14 protein-coding genes and 1 tRNA gene are annotated in these 16,909 nt (G+C 72.0%); 10 read left to right on the top strand and 5 right to left on the bottom strand.

Going from position 1 to position 16,909, the window contains the following annotated elements; translation table 11 throughout:
- Positions 1-213: 213 nt before the first annotated feature.
- The 3 genes from AB0O11_RS27125 to der all read left to right on the top strand — a co-directional run bounded on the left by AB0O11_RS27125 (position 214) and on the right by der (position 3,922).
- Positions 214-1,299, top strand: coding sequence for a prephenate dehydrogenase (locus tag AB0O11_RS27125; RefSeq protein WP_363392009.1), 1,086 nt, complete (start codon positions 214-216; stop codon positions 1,297-1,299).
- Positions 1,300-1,582: 283 nt separating this feature from the next.
- A complete protein-coding gene (gene cmk / locus AB0O11_RS27120) occupies positions 1,583-2,296 on the top strand; it encodes a (d)CMP kinase (RefSeq protein ID WP_363392007.1) in 714 nt (237 codons plus the stop codon).
- A gap of 171 nt (positions 2,297-2,467) precedes the next feature.
- Positions 2,468-3,922, top strand: coding sequence for a ribosome biogenesis GTPase Der (der, locus tag AB0O11_RS27115; RefSeq protein ID WP_363392005.1), 1,455 nt, complete (start codon positions 2,468-2,470; stop codon positions 3,920-3,922).
- A 116-nt stretch (positions 3,923-4,038) separates the two neighbouring features.
- Here der and AB0O11_RS27110 read toward each other — a convergent pair whose 3' ends face one another.
- Together AB0O11_RS27110 and AB0O11_RS27105 are read right to left on the bottom strand one after the other, a co-directional pair.
- Entirely contained in the window at positions 4,039-4,914 is an 876-nt protein-coding gene (locus AB0O11_RS27110; protein WP_363392003.1) for a hypothetical protein, read from the bottom strand.
- Positions 4,915-5,131: 217 nt separating this feature from the next.
- A complete protein-coding gene (locus tag AB0O11_RS27105; RefSeq protein ID WP_363392002.1) occupies positions 5,132-5,986 on the bottom strand; it encodes a hypothetical protein in 855 nt (284 codons plus the stop codon).
- A gap of 590 nt (positions 5,987-6,576) precedes the next feature.
- Between AB0O11_RS27105 and AB0O11_RS27100 the strand changes: the two genes are divergently transcribed.
- The 6 genes from AB0O11_RS27100 to AB0O11_RS27075 all read left to right on the top strand — a co-directional run bounded on the left by AB0O11_RS27100 (position 6,577) and on the right by AB0O11_RS27075 (position 12,194).
- Positions 6,577-7,353 (top strand): transglycosylase family protein, encoded by a 777-nt coding sequence (locus tag AB0O11_RS27100; RefSeq protein ID WP_363392000.1) that lies wholly within the window; start codon positions 6,577-6,579, stop codon positions 7,351-7,353.
- Positions 7,354-7,743: 390 nt separating this feature from the next.
- A complete protein-coding gene (locus tag AB0O11_RS27095; protein WP_363391998.1) occupies positions 7,744-8,436 on the top strand; it encodes an alpha-ketoglutarate-dependent dioxygenase AlkB in 693 nt (230 codons plus the stop codon).
- A 182-nt stretch (positions 8,437-8,618) separates the two neighbouring features.
- On the top strand, positions 8,619-9,488 hold the full coding sequence (locus tag AB0O11_RS27090; protein ID WP_363391996.1) for an acyl-CoA thioesterase II: 870 nt from the start codon (positions 8,619-8,621) through the stop codon (positions 9,486-9,488).
- A 196-nt stretch (positions 9,489-9,684) separates the two neighbouring features.
- Positions 9,685-10,521 carry a DUF1684 domain-containing protein gene (locus AB0O11_RS27085; protein ID WP_363391994.1) on the top strand — a complete coding sequence of 279 codons (837 nt, stop codon included), beginning with the start codon at positions 9,685-9,687 and terminating at the stop codon, positions 10,519-10,521.
- 83 nt (positions 10,522-10,604) lie between these two features.
- On the top strand, positions 10,605-11,987 hold the full coding sequence (locus tag AB0O11_RS27080; RefSeq protein WP_363391992.1) for an MFS transporter: 1,383 nt from the start codon (positions 10,605-10,607) through the stop codon (positions 11,985-11,987).
- 133 nt (positions 11,988-12,120) lie between these two features.
- Positions 12,121-12,194: transfer RNA gene (locus tag AB0O11_RS27075), tRNA-Pro, on the top strand.
- Positions 12,195-12,588: 394 nt separating this feature from the next.
- Here AB0O11_RS27075 and AB0O11_RS27070 read toward each other — a convergent pair.
- Together AB0O11_RS27070 and AB0O11_RS27065 are read right to left on the bottom strand one after the other, a co-directional pair.
- The gene (locus tag AB0O11_RS27070) at positions 12,589-12,957 is read right to left on the bottom strand and encodes a tyrosine-type recombinase/integrase (RefSeq protein WP_363391990.1); all 369 of its coding nucleotides are present in this window, start codon (positions 12,955-12,957) and stop codon (positions 12,589-12,591) included.
- Between the two features lie 31 nt (positions 12,958-12,988).
- The gene (locus AB0O11_RS27065) at positions 12,989-13,858 is read right to left on the bottom strand and encodes a hypothetical protein (protein WP_363391988.1); all 870 of its coding nucleotides are present in this window, start codon (positions 13,856-13,858) and stop codon (positions 12,989-12,991) included.
- A 71-nt stretch (positions 13,859-13,929) separates the two neighbouring features.
- On the opposite strand from AB0O11_RS27065, the gene AB0O11_RS27060 reads away from it, so the two are divergent.
- Positions 13,930-15,051, top strand: coding sequence for a Fic family protein (locus AB0O11_RS27060; RefSeq protein ID WP_363391986.1), 1,122 nt, complete (start codon positions 13,930-13,932; stop codon positions 15,049-15,051).
- 190 nt (positions 15,052-15,241) lie between these two features.
- On the opposite strand, the gene AB0O11_RS27055 is transcribed toward AB0O11_RS27060, so the two are convergent.
- A complete protein-coding gene (locus tag AB0O11_RS27055; protein ID WP_363391984.1) occupies positions 15,242-16,816 on the bottom strand; it encodes a serine/threonine-protein kinase in 1,575 nt (524 codons plus the stop codon).
- Positions 16,817-16,909 lie beyond the last annotated feature (93 nt).

Genomic DNA, 16,909 nt, shown 5'->3' with positions numbered 1-16,909 from the left:
GGCGTCGCAGGATTTCCGGGTGCGGCGTGTGCACTGTGTGGGACGGGGACGGGCCCGTCGCGGTTGCCGGCGCCGGAAGCTGCCGGGGCTGCCGTTCCGGTTGCCGGGCGGCGGGTGGGGACTTCGCTGGGCTGGATGAGAGAGGATGGGGCGCGGGTGCTCCCGGACGGTCCCGGCACCTGTCGAGAATCGTGATGAGGAGAGCGACCCGCCATGCGCACTGCCGTCGTCGTCGGCACCGGACTGATCGGCACCTCCGCCGCGCTCGCGCTGACCGCTCGCGGACTGACCGTCTATCTGGAGGACGCCGACCCGGACGCGGCCCGCACCGCCGAGTCGCTCGGCGCGGGCATCACCGACCCGGTCGACGGCCCGGTGGACCTGGCGATCATCGCCGTTCCGCCCGCGCTGGTCGGCAAGGTGCTCGCCGAATGCCAGCGCCGCAACCTGGCGCACTGGTACACCGACGTCGCCAGCGTGAAGGCCGGCCCGGGCAGTGAGATCGCCGAGCTCGGCTGTGACACCGTCCACTACATCGGTAGTCACCCGATGGCGGGCCGTGAGCGGTCCGGCCCGCTGGCCGCCCGTGCGGACATCTTCGAGGGCCGCCCCTGGGTGCTCACCCCGACCGCCGACACCAATACGGAGACGCTCAACGCCGCGCTGGAGCTGGTCGCGCTCTGCGGCGCGGTGCCGATCGTGATGGACGCCGCCGAGCACGACCGGGCGGTCGCCCTGGTCTCGCACGCCCCGCAGCTGGTCTCCTCGCTGGTCGCGGCCCGGCTGGAGAACGCCGACGAGACCGCCATAAGGCTCTCCGGCCAGGGCGTGCGCGACGTCACCAGGATCGCCGCCTCCAACCCCGGCATGTGGGTCGACATCCTCTCCGCCAACGCGGGCGCCGTCGCCGATGTCCTGGAGGGGGTCGCGCGCGACCTCGGCGAGACCGTCACCGCGCTGCGCGCCATGCAGGCCGTCGAGGAGAGCGAGCGCCGGGCCGGCGCGGCCGGGATCGAGGCGGTCATGCGGCGCGGCAACACCGGCCAGGCCCGCATCCCGGGCAAGCACGGCGCGCCGCCCACCCGGTACGAGACCGTGGCGGTCGTGCTGGGCGACCAGCCGGGCGAGCTGGGCCGGCTGTTCGGGGAGGTCGGCGACGCCGGGGTCAACATCGAGGACGTCGTCATCGAGCACTCGACCGGGCAGCAGGTCGGCTTCGTCCAGCTGTCGGTGGCGCCGGCGGCGGTGAAGCGGCTGACCAAGGCGCTGCGGGCGAGCGGCTGGAGCGTCCGGGACTGAGGCCGCGGGCGGCCGGGGAACGAGCGGCTGTCGGCGAGCGGGCGGTTTCCGGCAGGGCGGCGACTGGTCAGTGTCGACTGCTCGGGATCGACCGTTCGGGATCGACCGTTCGGGATCGGATGCTCAGGGCCGACTGGTTGGGATCGACTATTCTGGGGCGACTGGTCGGGCTCGGACGGCGGCGGAACGGGTCACGGCGGCGGTCCATTAACCTTGAGGGAGACAATCCCCGGCCGCCCGCCTGCCCAGGCTCCGGCTCCCATGCTCAGAGAGAGGTTCGCCCGTGGACACTGCCGACCGAGCGCACGCCCCGGTCGTCGTCGCCATCGACGGGCCCTCCGGCTCCGGCAAGTCGACCGTCTCGCGGGCGGTCGCCGCCCGATTGGGTCTGAGCTTCCTGGACACCGGCGCCATGTACCGGGCGATGACCTGGTGGATGCTGGTCAACGAGGTCGACGTCGACGACCCGGAGGCGGTGGTCGTCGCGTGCGGCAAGCCGGTGATCGTCTCGGGCACCGACGCCGACGGCCCCACCATCACGGTGGACGGCCAGGACGTGTCCGGCCCGATCCGCGGCCCCGAGGTGACCGCCAAGGTCAGCGCCGTGTCCGCGGTGCCGGCCGTACGGTCCCGGCTGGTGGAGCTCCAGCGCGGCTGCGCCGAGGTCGCCGAGCGCGGCATCGTCGCCGAGGGCCGGGACATGGGCACCGTGGTGTTCCCGGACGCCACCGTCAAGGTCTTCCTGACCGCCTCCGAGGAGGCCCGGGCCGCGCGCCGTGCAGCCGAGCTGCGCACCAAGGGCGTGGACGAGTCGACCATCACCGCGATGGCCGCCGACCTCGCCCGCCGCGACGCCGCCGACTCCTCCCGGAAGACGGCCCCGCTGACCCAGGCCGCGGACGCGGTCCTGGTGGACACCAGCGACCTCACCCTGGAGCAGGTGATCGACCGGATCGCCGGGCTGGTGGAGGAGCGGGCCGGACTGTCCGCGGTCTGACCGGCTGCCGTCGGTCCGATCAGGACCGGCCCGAGCACCCCCGGGCCGACCAACGAGTGAACCGCGGGCCGTCGAGGTGCCGCGGAGCCAACCATCGCGCTGCCCCGAGCGGGGCAGGTACGCACGGCACGCCCCTGGGAAGGGCCGTGCCGGGAAACGGAACAGACGAACATGACCGCAGAGCACTCCGCCACCGGCCACGGTGAGCTGGACGCCGCCGACTACGCCGAGTTCATGGCACTTGCCGCCGAGGAGGGCTTCGACCTCGACGGCTTCGACGCCGTGGACGGCGCCGAGCACGTCCGACTGCCGGTGCTCGCCGTGGTCGGCCGCCCGAATGTCGGCAAGTCGACTCTGGTGAACCGCATCATCGGCCGCCGCGAGGCCGTCGTCGAGGACAAGCCGGGTGTCACCCGCGACCGGGTCACCTACGAGGCCAGCTGGAACGGCCGCCGCTTCAAGGTGGTCGACACCGGCGGCTGGGAGATCGACGTCCTCGGCATCGACGCCATGGTGGCGGCCCAGGCCGAGCTGGGCATCGAGCAGGCCGACGCGGTGCTGTTCGTGGTGGACGCCACTGTCGGCGCCACCGACACCGACGAGGCCCTGATCAAGATCATCCGCCGGGCGGGCAAGCCGACCGTCCTGTGCGCCAACAAGGTCGACGGCCCGTCCACCGAGGCCGAGGCCGCCTACCTGTGGTCGCTCGGCCTCGGCGAGCCGTACCCGGTCTCCGCGCTGCACGGCCGCGGTTCGGGCGACCTGCTGGACGCCGTCATGGACGCGCTGCCCGAGGCCCCGCCGCAGACCTTCGGCGACGCCGCCCCCGGCGGCCCGCGCCGCATCGCGCTGATCGGCCGGCCCAACGTCGGCAAGTCCAGCCTGCTGAACAAGGTGGCCGGCGAGGAGCGCGTGGTCGTCAACGAGCTGGCCGGCACCACCCGCGACCCGGTCGACGAGATGATCGAGCTCGGCGGCAAGACCTGGAAGTTCGTGGACACCGCCGGCATCCGCCGCCGGGTCCACCTGACCGCCGGCGCCGACTTCTACGCCTCGCTGCGCACCGCCGCCGCGCTGGAGAAGGCCGAGGTCGCGGTCGTCCTGATCGACGCCAGCGAGACCCTCGCCGAGCAGGACACCCGGATCATCTCGATGGCCGTCGAGGCCGGGCGCGCCGTCGTCATCGCCTACAACAAGTGGGACCAGCTGGACGAGGAGCGCCGCTACTACCTGGAGCGCGAGATCGAGCGCGACCTCGTCCAGGTGCAGTGGGCCCCGCGGGTCAACGTCTCGGCCAAGACCGGCCGGCACATGGAGAAGCTCGTCCCGGCGATCGAGACCGCGCTGGAGGGCTGGGAGACCCGCATCCCGACCGCGCGCCTGAACGCCTTCCTCGGCGAGCTGGTCGCGGCCCACCCGCACCCGATCCGCGGCGGCAAGCAGCCGCGCATCCTGTTCGGCACCCAGGCGGGCATCCGCCCGCCGCGCTTCGTGCTGTTCGCCTCGGGCTTCCTGGAGGCCGGATACCGGCGCTTCATCGAGCGCCGGCTGCGCGAGGAGTTCGGGTTCGTGGGGACGCCGATCTCGATCTCGGTGCGGGTCCGGGAGAAGCGCAAGAAGAAGTAGACAGGAGTGGTCGGTCCGCGGACCGACGGCCGGAGGGCCCCGCCACCATCGTGGCGGGGCCCTCCGGCGTCTCCGGGGCGTGGGCCGGGATTCCTGCTCGGGGCGGTGGCCGGGGGTCAGCGGTGGTCGCCGCTGGGGCCCGGGGGCAGGGAGAGCATCTGGCGGTGGCGGCCGCCGGCGGACGGGGTGGGGGCGGCGAGGCCGGTGGCCGTACCCATCACCGGGGAGGGGGCGGGCGGCGCCGGGGGTGCGGGTGGGGGGACCGGCATCGGGTGCGGGGCCGCACCCAGGTAGCCGGCCGCGACCCAGCCTTGACCGTTGGTGAACTGGGCAGCCGGGACGGCGGGTTGGGCCGGGGAAGGGGACGCGGTGGTGTGGCCGGGGCCGTCGTTGGTGGGGGCGGTGGGCTCGGGGTGGCCGGCGGCGTGGCCGCGGTGGTGACCGGTGGTGTGGTTGCCGGTGTGACCGCCGGCATGGTTTCCGGTGTTGTGGCTGTCGGCGGTGTGACTGCCGGTGGTGTGACTGCCGGTGGTGTGACTGCCGGTGGTGTGACTGCCGGTGGGGGTGCCGACGGTCGCGTGGGTGCCGGTGTGGCCGCCGGCGTGCCCGTGCTGCTGAGCACCGGCGTGGCCGTGCTGCCGGCCACCGGTGGCGCCGGAGCCGTGGTGCTGGGGGCCCGGCACGAACTGGGGGAGGCCCGGCGCCTGGCCAGCGAGGGTGTGGAAGGCCTGCTGCTGGGGCGGGTACGCACGCTGCTCGCCGAGCAGTGGGTAGCCGTCGCGGACCGCGAAGCCCGTGAACTTCAGGTCCTCCTCGCCCGAGCGGTCGCCGGGCAGGGCGCGGAAGAGGCGCCGGAACTCGGAGTACAGCTCGTCGTAGATCGGCGTGGTGGAGTGCGGGTGCTCGGCGTCGTACGACGGGCGCATGCCCGGGATCGAGCGGGAGGCGGTGGCGGACCGGCCGGGGGACGCGGAGACGTCGTAGCTGTACACGTAGGGGCCAACGAGTGAGAGGGGCGGGGGATGCGGGATGTGGGGGTGCGGGTGCGTCGACGCGCCGGAGCGTGGAGGGGGCGGGTGTGCCGGGCGGGGCGCAGGTGCGCCGGGGTGTGGTCCGGGCTGCACGCCGGGGAGTGGTGGGCACACGCCCGCCGGAAGGCGGCCGTGGGTGTGGGAGGCCGTCTTCCGGCGGGTCGGGCGCGGAGGCGGATCAGGTGCCGGCGAGCGGGAGGGAGGCGGCCACCACCTGGCCCAGCGCCACCGCCCGTTCCAGCGCCTGGCGGAGCAGGTCCTCGCGGGGCTGGCGGCCGACCATGCCGGCCGGTACGGCGTACATCGTCACTTCGGAGAGCTGGCTCGCGGCCATCCGCCAGGCGTCGGTGACCTGGAGCGGCTGGTGCGCCTGCCACCAGCCGGTGCTGCCGCCGGCCGCGGCGGGCTGGAGGATCGCGTGCAGCTTGCCCATCGCGACCAGGACGGACCATCCGGGCAGCTGATCCGGGGTCTCGTCCAGGTCGGTGACGGGCTGGAAGCCGGCGTCCTGGAGCAGGTCGAGGAACTCGTCCTCGCCCGAGATGCTGCCGGGGCGGCCGACCGGCCCGGTCGGCTCGACCACCAGGGAAGCGTGCCCGACCCTGCCGTGCAGGACCAGCCCGCAGGTGATGCCGAGGATGGCGGCCTGGCCGGGGGCGGTCGGCTGGGTCGGGGCGGGGCCGACGGGCGCGGCCGGGGCCGGCGCGGGGGCGCTCGGCGCGGAGGTGGGGACGGCGAGGTCCGGGCCGCCGGGCTGGGACTGGCTGATGCTGCGGACGGCACCGGCCAGCTGCTCCTCGGAGACCGGTACGACCTGGGAGGGGATGCAGCGGGCGTGCGCGAAGGCGAGGACGGCGGTCTCCTCGCCGACGAACAGCACGGTGCTGGTGGGCTCCACGTGCGTGTCGCCGGGGGTCCGGCAGGAGGTGCACTCGTAGCTGCCGGGGGCGCGGTCGCCGCCTAGCAGGCGGTCGGCCTCGTCGTCGCCGATCTCGGACCGGACCTCGTCGCTGACGTCGAGCATGCGCGGCACAGGGTCTCCTCGGATGGAAGCGGATGGGGTTCGGGGGCGGACACGGGGAGGTCGCCATGCCCAACGGGCTCTTGTGTCAGGCGTCACGGGTGCCCGTCGAGGCTGACGGGAATTGCTTCCGATCCGACCGCGCGTCGTGTTCCGGTGGTCGCAATCTGTCGATGTCGGTACCGGGACTGCCGGAATAAAACGGTGAGGTGAGTCACGCGGCCGAGATGTTTGATCTAGGAATCAGCGGCTAAAGCGGACATTTCGGTCAGGATTGCATGGTCGTTACCGGTGGTAACCCCGGCCTGAGCTGGGCAGACCGCCGGAGTTTTGGTTTCCCCGCCGAACGGCTCGTAGCTTCTTGGTCGGCGCAACGAGCGCTACCCGGGTTCACCCCCGACGCACGGCCCCCCGGCCCGCCGGGCGCGGCAGGTGCCCGCCGACGCGATCGCTCGAACAGGTCGTCGGCGAGCGGCTGGGTGGCCGGGGCGGCAGCGGCACGTCCGACACGTGCACGGCCGCCCGACGGACGCGGCAAGCGATCGAGGCCCTTTCCAGGGCCTGGTTCCGCATGCCCGCCCGGGGCTGTCGAGAGGAACCCCATGACCTTCCGTAACGAGAACGCCGCTGCCACCACCTCCACCGTCACCAAGCGCAACCGCGTGCGGATGGCTGTCGTGGCGGGCGCCGCTGTCGCGGCCCTGCCGGTGGCCGGCCTCGTCACGGCCACCTCGGCCTCCGCCGCCTCCGTCTCCACCTGGGACGCCGTCGCCCAGTGCGAGAGCGGCGGCAACTGGGCCATCAACACCGGCAACGGTTTCTACGGCGGTCTCCAGTTCACCTCCAGCACCTGGGCCGCGTTCGGTGGCACCGCCTACGCCCCGCAGGCCAACCAGGCCACCAAGGCGCAGCAGATCGCCGTCGCCGAGAAGGTCCTCGCCTCGCAGGGCCCGGGCGCCTGGCCCGTCTGCTCCGTCAAGGCCGGTCTGACCAAGGGCGGCGCCCCGGCCGCCGTCGACACCTCGGCGGGTTCCACCTCCACCTCCGGCTCGACGGCCGCCAAGCCGGCGCAGACCCCGAAGGCCGCCGCCAAGCCGGCCGAGGCCCCGAAGGCCGCCCCCAAGGCTCAGGCCGCGCCGAAGGCTGCCGCGCCGAAGAGCGAGGCCGCGCCGAAGAGCGAGGCCGCGCCGAAGGCTGCCACCCCGAAGGCTGCCGCTCCGAAGGCCGCCAAGGGCAGCTACACCGTCAAGGCCGGTGACACCCTGAGCTCCATCGCCCCCGCGCAGGGCCTGGACTGGCACGACCTGTACCAGAACAACGCCAAGGTCATCGGCGGCAACCCGGACCTGATCTTCCCGGGCCAGACCCTGAGCATCTGAGGTCCCCGCGGCCCCCGAGGCACTGCGCGCAGCTGATCCCGGCTGCCCGGGCCTCACCGTGCCGATGCCTGATCGGGCACCGACGCGCCGACCTACCGACGTAGTGACGTACCGATGTGCCCGGCTTCCACGGCCGCTCCTCCGCCGCGCGGGTTCTCCCGCCGGCCGGGGGAGCGGCCTTCGGCGTTTCGCGGTGCTCGGCCCGGTGCCCGGGCGGTGTGAGCGCGGCGTGCCCGGGGTCGGCCGCCGTGCCGAATTCATGTGATGAGCACATAGGTGTGGGGCGGGTCGTGGTGTGGGCGGGCGCCGCCCGTGGCGGTGCTGCCGGCCGCCGCGTCGGGCGGGGTGCGGGGCTGGGCCAGGGTGGGCATGGTGCGGGAGGATGGTGGGGTGAGCCAGGGAGAGCTGTTCAGCGACCCGGGCGGGTCTCCGGGCGCGCGCGAGCGCTCCGAGCCGGCTCCCGGCGCCGTCCTGCTTCCCGGCTGGCTGGATCTCGACGCGCAGCGCCGCCTGGTCGCCGCCTGCCGGGAGTGGGCCCGCCCGCCGGCCGGCCTGCACGCCGTGCGGATGCCCACCGGCGGGATGATGTCCGTCCGGATGGTGAGCCTCGGCCTGCACTGGTACCCGTACGGGTACCGGCGGGTCGCTGAGGACGGCGCGCCCGTCAAGCCGTTCCCGCCGCTGCTCGGGGGCCTGGCCCGCAGCGCTGTCGCCGAGGCGTACGGCGCCGCGCTGGGGGAGGTCGCGGGTGCGGCCTCGTACGAGCCGGACATCGCGATCGTCAACCACTACGCGCACGGCGCGAAGATGGGTCTCCACCAGGACCGCGACGAGCGGGCGGACGCGCCGGTGGTCTCGCTCTCGCTGGGAGACGGCTGTGTCTTCCGGCTCGGGAACACCGAGACGAGGACCCGGCCGTGGACCGACCTGGAACTGCGCAGCGGCGACCTGCTGGTGTTCGGCGGTCCGGCCCGGTTCGCGTACCACGGGGTGGTGCGGACGCTGCCGGGGACGGCCGATCCGGAGCTGGGGCTGGTCGGGCGGCTCAACATCACGGTGCGGGAGTCGGGGCTGGGGGAGTGACCGGGGAGTTTCCCGGAGGTCTCCTGGGTGACAGCGCCGTCTCGTCCGTTCACCTGTTCATTGACTCGTCTACTCGTTCGAGTGAAATGGGGGCTCCGGACCGCTGCACGGGAATGACCCGGGTCGCCGGAGAATTCGAGTGAGCTGGAGAATTCGTTCGGAGTCCGAGAGGAAGCGTGCGCATGGGTACCCCCGTCGACGACCTTGTCGATCTGCTCGACCTTGAGCAGATCGAACTCAACATCTTCCGTGGGCGCAGCCCCGAGGAGGCGCTGCAACGGACGTTCGGCGGCCAGGTCGCCGGGCAGGCGCTGGTCGCGGCAGGGCGCACGGTGGACGACGAGCGCCCGGTCCACTCGCTGCACGCCTACTTCCTGCGCCCCGGGGTTCCCGGCGTGCCGATCGTCTACCAGGTCGACCGGATCCGCGACGGCCGCTCCTTCACCACCCGCCGGGTGCTCGGCATCCAGGGCGGCCGGTCGATCTTCGCGCTCACCGCCGACTTCCACGGACCGGAGGAGGGTGGCATCGAGCACCAGTACCCGATGCCGGCCGTCGCCGCCCCCGAGGAACTGCCCAGCGCCCTGGAGGAGGTCGGCTCCCGGCTCGGCGAGCTGCCCCCGTTCATCAGCCGCCGCCAGCCCTTCGACGTCCGCTACGTCGACCGGCTGCGCTGGACCAAGGAGGAGCTGGAGGGCGTCGAGGCGCGCAGCGGCGTCTGGCTGCGCACCAACGGCCCGCTGCCGGACGACCCGCTGATCCACGTCTGCGCCCTCACCTACGCCAGCGACATGACGCTGCTGGACGCCGTCCGCGCCCCGGTCGAGCCGCTGTGGGGCGAGCGGAGCTTCGACATGGCGTCGCTCGACCATGCGATGTGGTTCCACCGGCCGTTCCGGACGGACGACTGGCTGCTGTACCAGCAGGAGTCCCCGATCGCGCACGGTGCGCGCGGCCTGGCGCGCGGGCAGATCTTCGACCGGCACGGCCAGCTGGTGGTGTCCGTGGTGCAGGAAGGGCTGTTCCGTCCGCTGAAGCGCCGCGACGGATAGGTGCCGGACGGGTAGGTACGGGTAGGTGATGTGTGTGGCCCGTGTGGTGCCCCGTGCCGGCGCGTTGCCACCGTGTTGCAGTTTCGGCGGCTTCGGGCCGACGGGGATGATCCGTCCGGGCGGACGGTGTTGTGGATGACCGAGACGGGCGGCCCGAACGGCGGGCCGTCCGCGGACCGACCGGGAGGGTGGAGCGATGACGGCGACGGCCGCGGAGGACTGGAAGCACTGGAGCGACGGTCGGGCGGCGTCGGTGAGCGCGACGCACGGCCAGCTCGCACTCACCGGCACGCACTGGCTGGAGCCCGAGCCCGCCGAGATCCCCGGCCTGCCCGGGCACTGGTGGGCCGGGGCCGGGGCCGGGGCCGGGGCCGGGGCCGAGGGCGTCCGGCTTCGGGCGGCGGCGTCCGATGGCATCACGGTCAACGGCGCGGGCGCGTCGGTGGAGCGTGAGGGCGCGCCGGTGGACGGCGAGGTACTGCTCCGCCCGGACAGCGACCCGGCCGCCGACACCGCCACCCTGGGCGACCTGCTGCTCGTCCCGATCGAGCGCGAGGGCGAGCTGGCCCTGCGGGTCTTCGACCCGGCCGCGCCGCGTCGGACCGCCTTTGCAGGCATCTCCGCCTACCCGTACGCGCCCGAGTGGGCCGTGCCCGCCGTCTTCACCCCGTTCGAGGACGGCGATGCGCGGTCGGTCGTGGTCCCGAACGCCGACGGCCGGGAGCGCCCGCTGGCCGTCTCCGGGCAGATCGCCTTCACCGTGGCGGGCGAGCACCGCACGTTGACCGTCGGGCGGGCGGGCGGGCGGCTCAGCGGCGTGATCGCGGACGCGACCAGCGGCATCGACACCTACCGCTTCCGCTTCATCACCTTGCCGGCACCGGACGCCGAGGGCCGCACCGTCCTCGACCTGAACCGGGCCTACCTGCCGCCGTGCGCCTTCTCGGACCACTTCATCTGCCCGTTCCCGCCGCCGGGCAATCGGCTGGACTTCGCGGTGGAGGCTGGCGAGAAGCAGGTGCTGAGCCGGTAGCGCGTGCGGGTGGTGACGGGCCCGGGCGCGTGGGCGGGCCCCGGTGCGAGGCCGTCCGGGGATGGAGCGGAGCATGGGGGATTATGTCGAACAATCAACATTCCACGTCCTCCCCCTCGCCCGCGCCGCCCGGCTCCCCCGTGCCCTCCCCGCTCTCCCCGCCGTCCTCTGCTGAGCCCGAACCCGATCCCGGGCCGCGGGACGGACCCGGAACGGAGGCGGTCGTCGACTCACCCTGGTACCGGCGGGCATTCGCCGACCTCAGCCCGCTGCGCGACCACGCAGACTACCGCCGGGTCTGGGCCGGGCAGGCCGTCTCCTCCATAGGCCAGCAGATGACGGCCGTCGCCGTCTCCGTCCAGGTCTACGACCTGACCGGCTCCGCCTTTGCGACCGGCCTGGTCGGCATCTTCTCCCTCGTTCCGCTGGTCGCCTTCGGCCTCTACGGCGGTGCGATCGCCGACACCGTCGACCGGCGCCGACTGGGCCTGATCGGCTCGGCGGGCCTGGCTGCCGTCTCCGCCGTCCTGGCCGCGCAGGCGCTGGCCGGCCTCGGCCTGGTCGCCGTCCTGTACGCCGCCGTCGCCGTCCAAGCCGGTTTCTTCGCGCTCAGCTCGCCCGCCCGCTCCGCGATGATCCCCCGCTTGGTGCCCAGCCACCAGCTCCCGGCGGCGAACGCCCTGAACACCGTCAGCATGAACCTCGGCCTCACCGTCGGCCCGATGCTCGGCGGCGTCCTCATCGGCGCGTACGGCGCCCAGGCCGCCTACCTGATCGACACCGTCGCCTTCACCGGCACCCTCTACGCGATGTGGCGCCTGCCCGCCATGCGGCCGCTCGGCGCGCGCAAGGGCCGCGCCTCCGTCCTCGACGGCCTCCGCTTCCTGCGCGAACAGCCCAACCTGCGCACCAGCTTCCTCGCCGACCTCGCCGCGATGGTCTTCGGCATGCCGCGCGCCCTCTTCCCCGCCATCGCGGTCACCTTCTACGGCGGCGACGCCGGTACCGTCGGCCTGCTGGTCTCCGCCCCGGCCGTCGGCGCCCTGGTCGGCGCGCTCTTCTCCGGCTGGGTCGGCCGCGTGCACCGCCAGGGCGTCGCCGTCCTTGCCGCCGTCGCCGCCTGGGGCCTGGCCATCGCGGCCTTCGGAGCCCTCCACAACCTCTGGCTCGGCCTCCTGCTGCTCGCGGTCGCGGGCTGTGCCGACACCGTCAGCATGATCTTCCGCAACACGATGATGCAGGTCGCGGCCCCGGACGAGATGCGCGGCCGCCTCCAGGGCATCTTCATCGTGGTCGTGGCCGGTGGCCCCCGCCTCGGCGACTTCGAGTCCGGCACCGTCGCCGCCCTCACCAACCCCGCCACCTCCGTCATCACCGGCGGCCTCGCCTGCGTTGCCGCCGTCCTCCTCCTCGCCGCCCGCCGCCCCGCCTTCCTCACCTACGACGCCCGCCACCCGACCCCCTGATCCGCCCTCCTGAGCCTGGCAGCGAGCACCCCCCGACGTGCTGTATTGTTTTCCACGTCGCCGGGACAACCGGAGACAAGGTCGAGAAGCCCACAGCAGAGCCCCCCAGGCCCCGCTGCAGGCGCCGAGACCACGGGACGTGGCGCAGCTTGGTAGCGCACTTGACTGGGGGTCAAGGGGTCGCAGGTTCAAATCCTGTCGTCCCGACTGTGAAGTCGGTTGTGAGAGCGGGCACTTGGGAAACCAAGGGCCCGCTCTTGCTGGTTTTCGGGGCCCGTTTTTTGGTCCCGAGTGGTCCCAAAATGGTCCCCAGGTTAGGCCGCAGGTGCGTCGCCACCCGTTGCTCCAGTGGCTGGTGTGTGGATTGCTCTTCGATCTCAAGGTGAAGTGCGGGACCTCCTTGCCGTTTTGCTGGAGCGAGGCGGGGTGGCGCACTTGACCTTCGGTCAAGTGCGCCGGCCGCGGGTCAAGTGGGTCAAACTGGTTCATATCGGGGCATTTCTAAGGCCTTTCTGGCGCCTACTGCTCGCCGTGGCGTGACTTGGGCAGCATCGGAGCGGCTTGTCAGGGGCCATTTCGAGGCGATGGCAGTTACGGCGTGTTACCAGTGGCGGGTGATCTGGCCGTCGCGTTGGAGCTTCTCGAGGTGATGAGTGAGGGCTTGGCCGGCTTTCAGGATCCGGAGCACGTCGGGGTGGAAGTAGCGCTGGGTGGTGGTGATGAGCCGGTGGCCTGCGATTTCCTTGAGGATGTGCGGAAGGATGCCGGCGTCGGCCATCCAGGTCAGGCCGGTGTGGCGCAGGTCGTGGCGGCGCAGGTGTTCGTAGCCGAGGTCCCGGGTGACGTCGTCCCAGTGGGTGGCGTCGCGCAGGACTGCGGTGCTGATGCGACCGCCGCGCGGGCCGGTGTAGAGGCGGGCATCCGGGTCGCCTCGCGCCGCTTGGAGCCGCCTGATGATGAGTGGGCGCAAAGGTTCGATGATCGGGATGAGGCGGGCGACCCTACCCTTGGTGTGCTTGTCGACCAGGCCGCCGGGAGCGGGGGTGGTCTGTCGGCGGCCTGGTCAGGAGCCACTTGTCGGTATCGACGTCGCGGGCCCGGACTCCGGAGACCGCGCCGATCCTTGTGGCCGTGCAGGCGCTGTGGACGACGACATCACCCCATCCGCGATAGCGGTTGTATGAGGCCGCGACCAGGGCATCGGCGAGTTCGGTGAGGGTGTCCCAGTCGCGCAGGGCGAGGGAGCGGGGATCCCGCAGTTCGTCTTCGACTTGCTGGTATTCGCGCTGCCAGCCGGTGATGTGGGCAGGGTTTTGTTCGAGGATGCCGTCCACGATGGCCTGCTCGAAAATGCGGGAGAGCATGGCGAGGGTGTTCTTGATCGTGGAGCGGCTGCAGCCATCGGCGATCCAGCCGAAAACTGCCGCAGTGATGAGAGCAGTGGTGATCAGGCGGAGGGGGAGCCGCCCGAGCTCGGGCTCGATCCGCAGGTGCCAGCCGGCGAGGTAGGGGGCGTGTGTGGTGGTTTCCAGGCCGGTCAGGATGACCGGGAGGCGGAGGTTGACGTAGTCGCCCAACGGCATGGAGGCCAGGGACGGGAGGACGGGGCTGCCGGTGGCGTCGGCCAGGATGGTCAGCCATTGGGTGATCAGTGTCGGGTCGAGCCCATTGTGGACAGCCCCTGCCAGGAAGCTGGCCCAGGCCTGCGTCTGGGCCGGGGTGGCCTGGGCGGCCTGCGGGCGGGGGTTGGTGAGCGGTGAAGTGCGGTACTGCGAGCGCAGGGCGCTCGGCGGAGCCGGAAGGTCGGCGGTGGTGATCTCGCTGAACGGATCCGGGGCGACTGATTCCCAGGGATGCATTGAAGTACTCATGCACCATGGTTGCGCCGGTTCTGCTTGCTCGTTTGATGCCGTCATGGTGTCATTGCTTCATGCTCTATGCTGTGCCATCGCTGCAGGACATCGACCAGTCCGTCCTCGCGGAGATCGACGAGATGCGCGACCGGCTGCGTCTCCATCTGCGCACTTCACGTCGCTGGGAAGGGCAGCTGCGGCGTAACCTCACGGCGCGGGCGATCGCCGGATCGAACACGATCGAGGGCTACGCCGCGAGCGTGTCGGACGTCGAGGACATCATGGTCGGCGAGGCGCCGATCGATGCTAACGAGACCGTTACGGCCGAGATCGAGGGTTATCGGCAGGCGATGACCTACATCCAGCGCCTCGCCGAAGCGGGCGACGACTTCGCCTACAGCAAAGGCCTGCTCAACGCGCTGCACTTCATGATGCAGGGCCACCACCTGATCAAACGGCCCGGCTGGTGGCGTACCGGGCCGGTGTACGTGACCTCTGCCGAAGACCCGACCATCGCCGCTTACACCGCCCCTGATGCCCAGCAGTTGGCAGTACTGACTGACGAGCTGGTTGATTGGCTGAACGAGGGCGACCTGAACGCTCCGGGGCTGGTGCGGGCCTCGATGGCGCACCTGAACCTGGTCGCGATCCACCCGTGGTCGGACGGCAACGGCCGGATGTCCCGCGCCCTGCACACCCTGGTCCTGGCCCGGGAGGGGATCATGGCGCCGGAGTTCTCCAGCATCGAGGAATGGCTCGGCCGGGCCCGCAATACCTACCGCTACTACGACATCCTTGCCGAGGTCGGCGGCCCGGTCTGGACTCCCGACCGCGACACCCTGCCCTGGATCCGATTCTGCCTGCGCGCCCACCACCAGCAGGCCCAGAGCGTCGAGCGGCAGGTGAACACCACCCGCGAGGTCTGGACCGCCCTCGACGAAGCCGTCGAGCAGCGTGGTTGGCCCGATCGCATGCTCTATGCCCTCTACCCCGCGGCCATGGGCAACCGCCTGCGCCGCGCCACTTACCAGGCCGACGCCGAGCTGAGCGAGCAGCAGGCCCAACGCGACATCCGCGAACTTGTCCGTGCGGACTGGCTCGCCGCCAAGGGCGAGGCCCAGGGCCGCTACTACACCGCCGGCCTAGACCTCCCCGAAGCTATCGTTCGAGGTGTACGGGAACCGCGGCCCCTTCGCGATCCCTATGCCTGAGGTCCGTCCAGTGAATGCCAGCCAGAGCGCTGATTCGGGTGACACGGCCGACGCCAGCCAGCGCTGAACACCAGCTCTCACCGGTGCGGATGAAGCTATTGGCAGGAACAGGGCTGGCGAAGCGTCGGGGAGACTGGCCTGTGGGCGAGGGCTGCGGACGACGGCCGATTGCCGAATGTGCTGCGGTCATTCAGGCGCCGCCGTTCAGGTCCAGCCGGATGCGGGCGAGCGTTTCCGCGACCTCCAAGGCCAGCTCGTCCTCAGGGCCGTAGACCATGATCAGGTCTTCCTGGAGGGGCTTCAGGAGTTGCAGGGCCTCGGTGACCTTGCCCTGAGCGAGGAGGAGGACGGCGATGCCGTGGCGAAGGTCGATGGCTTCTTCGCTCACGTCGCCGTCGAGCGCGCGGACGGTGGCCAGCACGTCCTGGAGTTCGTGGAGAGCCTCGGTGACCTGGCCGAGTTCGGCACGGCAACGGGCCGCCTGGGCCCGGCACTCGCGGGCGGGCGTGCTGGCGGTCCCGGCGGTCCGGCCGAAGGCGGCGGCTAGGGCCTCGAACTCGGGCAGGGCGGCCCGGTAGTCGCCGCCGAGGAAGCGGATGGCGGCGCGCTGCTTGCGCAGGCCAAGGACCTCTTTGCTGTCAGTGCCGAGCGCGCTGGCGGCCGTTTCGACGACAGCTCCGATCACCTCGACGGCCTGGGTGAACCGCTCGTCGTCCAGGAGGAGATCCGCCTGGGCGTAGGCCTCCTTGATCGCGGCACGCACCTGCTCCAAGACGGGCAGTGGCTGGAGCTCGACCGCGGTGGGGGTGCGGACGACTGCGGGCGGCTTCGGCGCCCGGGAGCGGGGCGCGTAGGGGTGGCGGAAGAGACGGGTCGGGTCCGGGGTACCGAGGGGGCCGGCCTCGGCCTGCGTGGGCACGGAGCCAGCCGCCGGGAGGAAGGGTAGGAGGCGCTCGTAGACCTCCTGGGTGTCGGCCGGGCGGCTCTCCGCCGCCTTGCGCAGCAGGTGCAGGACGAGCGTCTCCAACGGCTCGGGCACGTCGGCGCGGAGCTGCCGCAGTGGGGCCGGCGTGGCGGTGAGGTGCTGGTGCATCAGCGCGTACTCGTTGCCCTCGAAGACCGGACGACCGGCAAGGAGTTCGTGCAGCACGCAGCCGAGGGCATACAGGTCCGTCTGCGGGGTGATCCGGCCACTGCGGACCTGTTCCGGCGACATGTACTGATGGGTGCCGATGGGGCTGCCGGTCGCGGTGAGCTTGGTGACGTCCGTCCGCAGGATCGCCGCGATGCCGAAGTCGAGGACCTTCACCGTGCCGTCACGGGCGACGAGGATGTTGCTCGGTTTGAGGTCACGGTGGATCACCGGCACGTCATGGGCGTGGGAGAGCACGGTGGCGACCTGGGCGGCGACGGCTGCGGCCCAGCTGACGGGCAGCGGGTGGTCGGGCTGGAGGTAGGCGGAGAGCGGCACGCCGTCGACGAGTTCCATCACCAGGAACAGCCGCTCGAAGCTGTCGTCCAGGACCGCGTCGAAGACCTGGGGCACGCCGGGGTGCTGGATGCGTGCGGTGATGCGCGCCTCCCGGCGGAAGCGCCGGGCGAGTTCCTCGGCCGACTGCAACGAGGTGACCGCCGCCTGCCGGATCAGCTTCACCGCCACCGGCCGGTCGAGTACGGCGTCGTAGCCGCGCCACACGTCGCCCATGCCGCCGTGACTGAGCTCTTCCAGGAGTTCGTAGCGGTTGGAGATCACGGTCGCCGGCACGCGGCTGCCCCCGTTTCTGCGTGCTTGGTCCGATGCTTGTGGTGTTGCGCGGCTGTGCGGTCCCCAGTGTGACGGGTGCGACGATCACCAGTC

The organism is Kitasatospora sp. NPDC093102 (genome assembly GCF_040683915.1).
Taxonomy (GTDB): domain Bacteria; phylum Actinomycetota; class Actinomycetes; order Streptomycetales; family Streptomycetaceae; genus Kitasatospora.
Note: the sequence above shows the minus strand (reverse complement) of the source record. Positions and strands in the feature narration are given on the sequence as shown.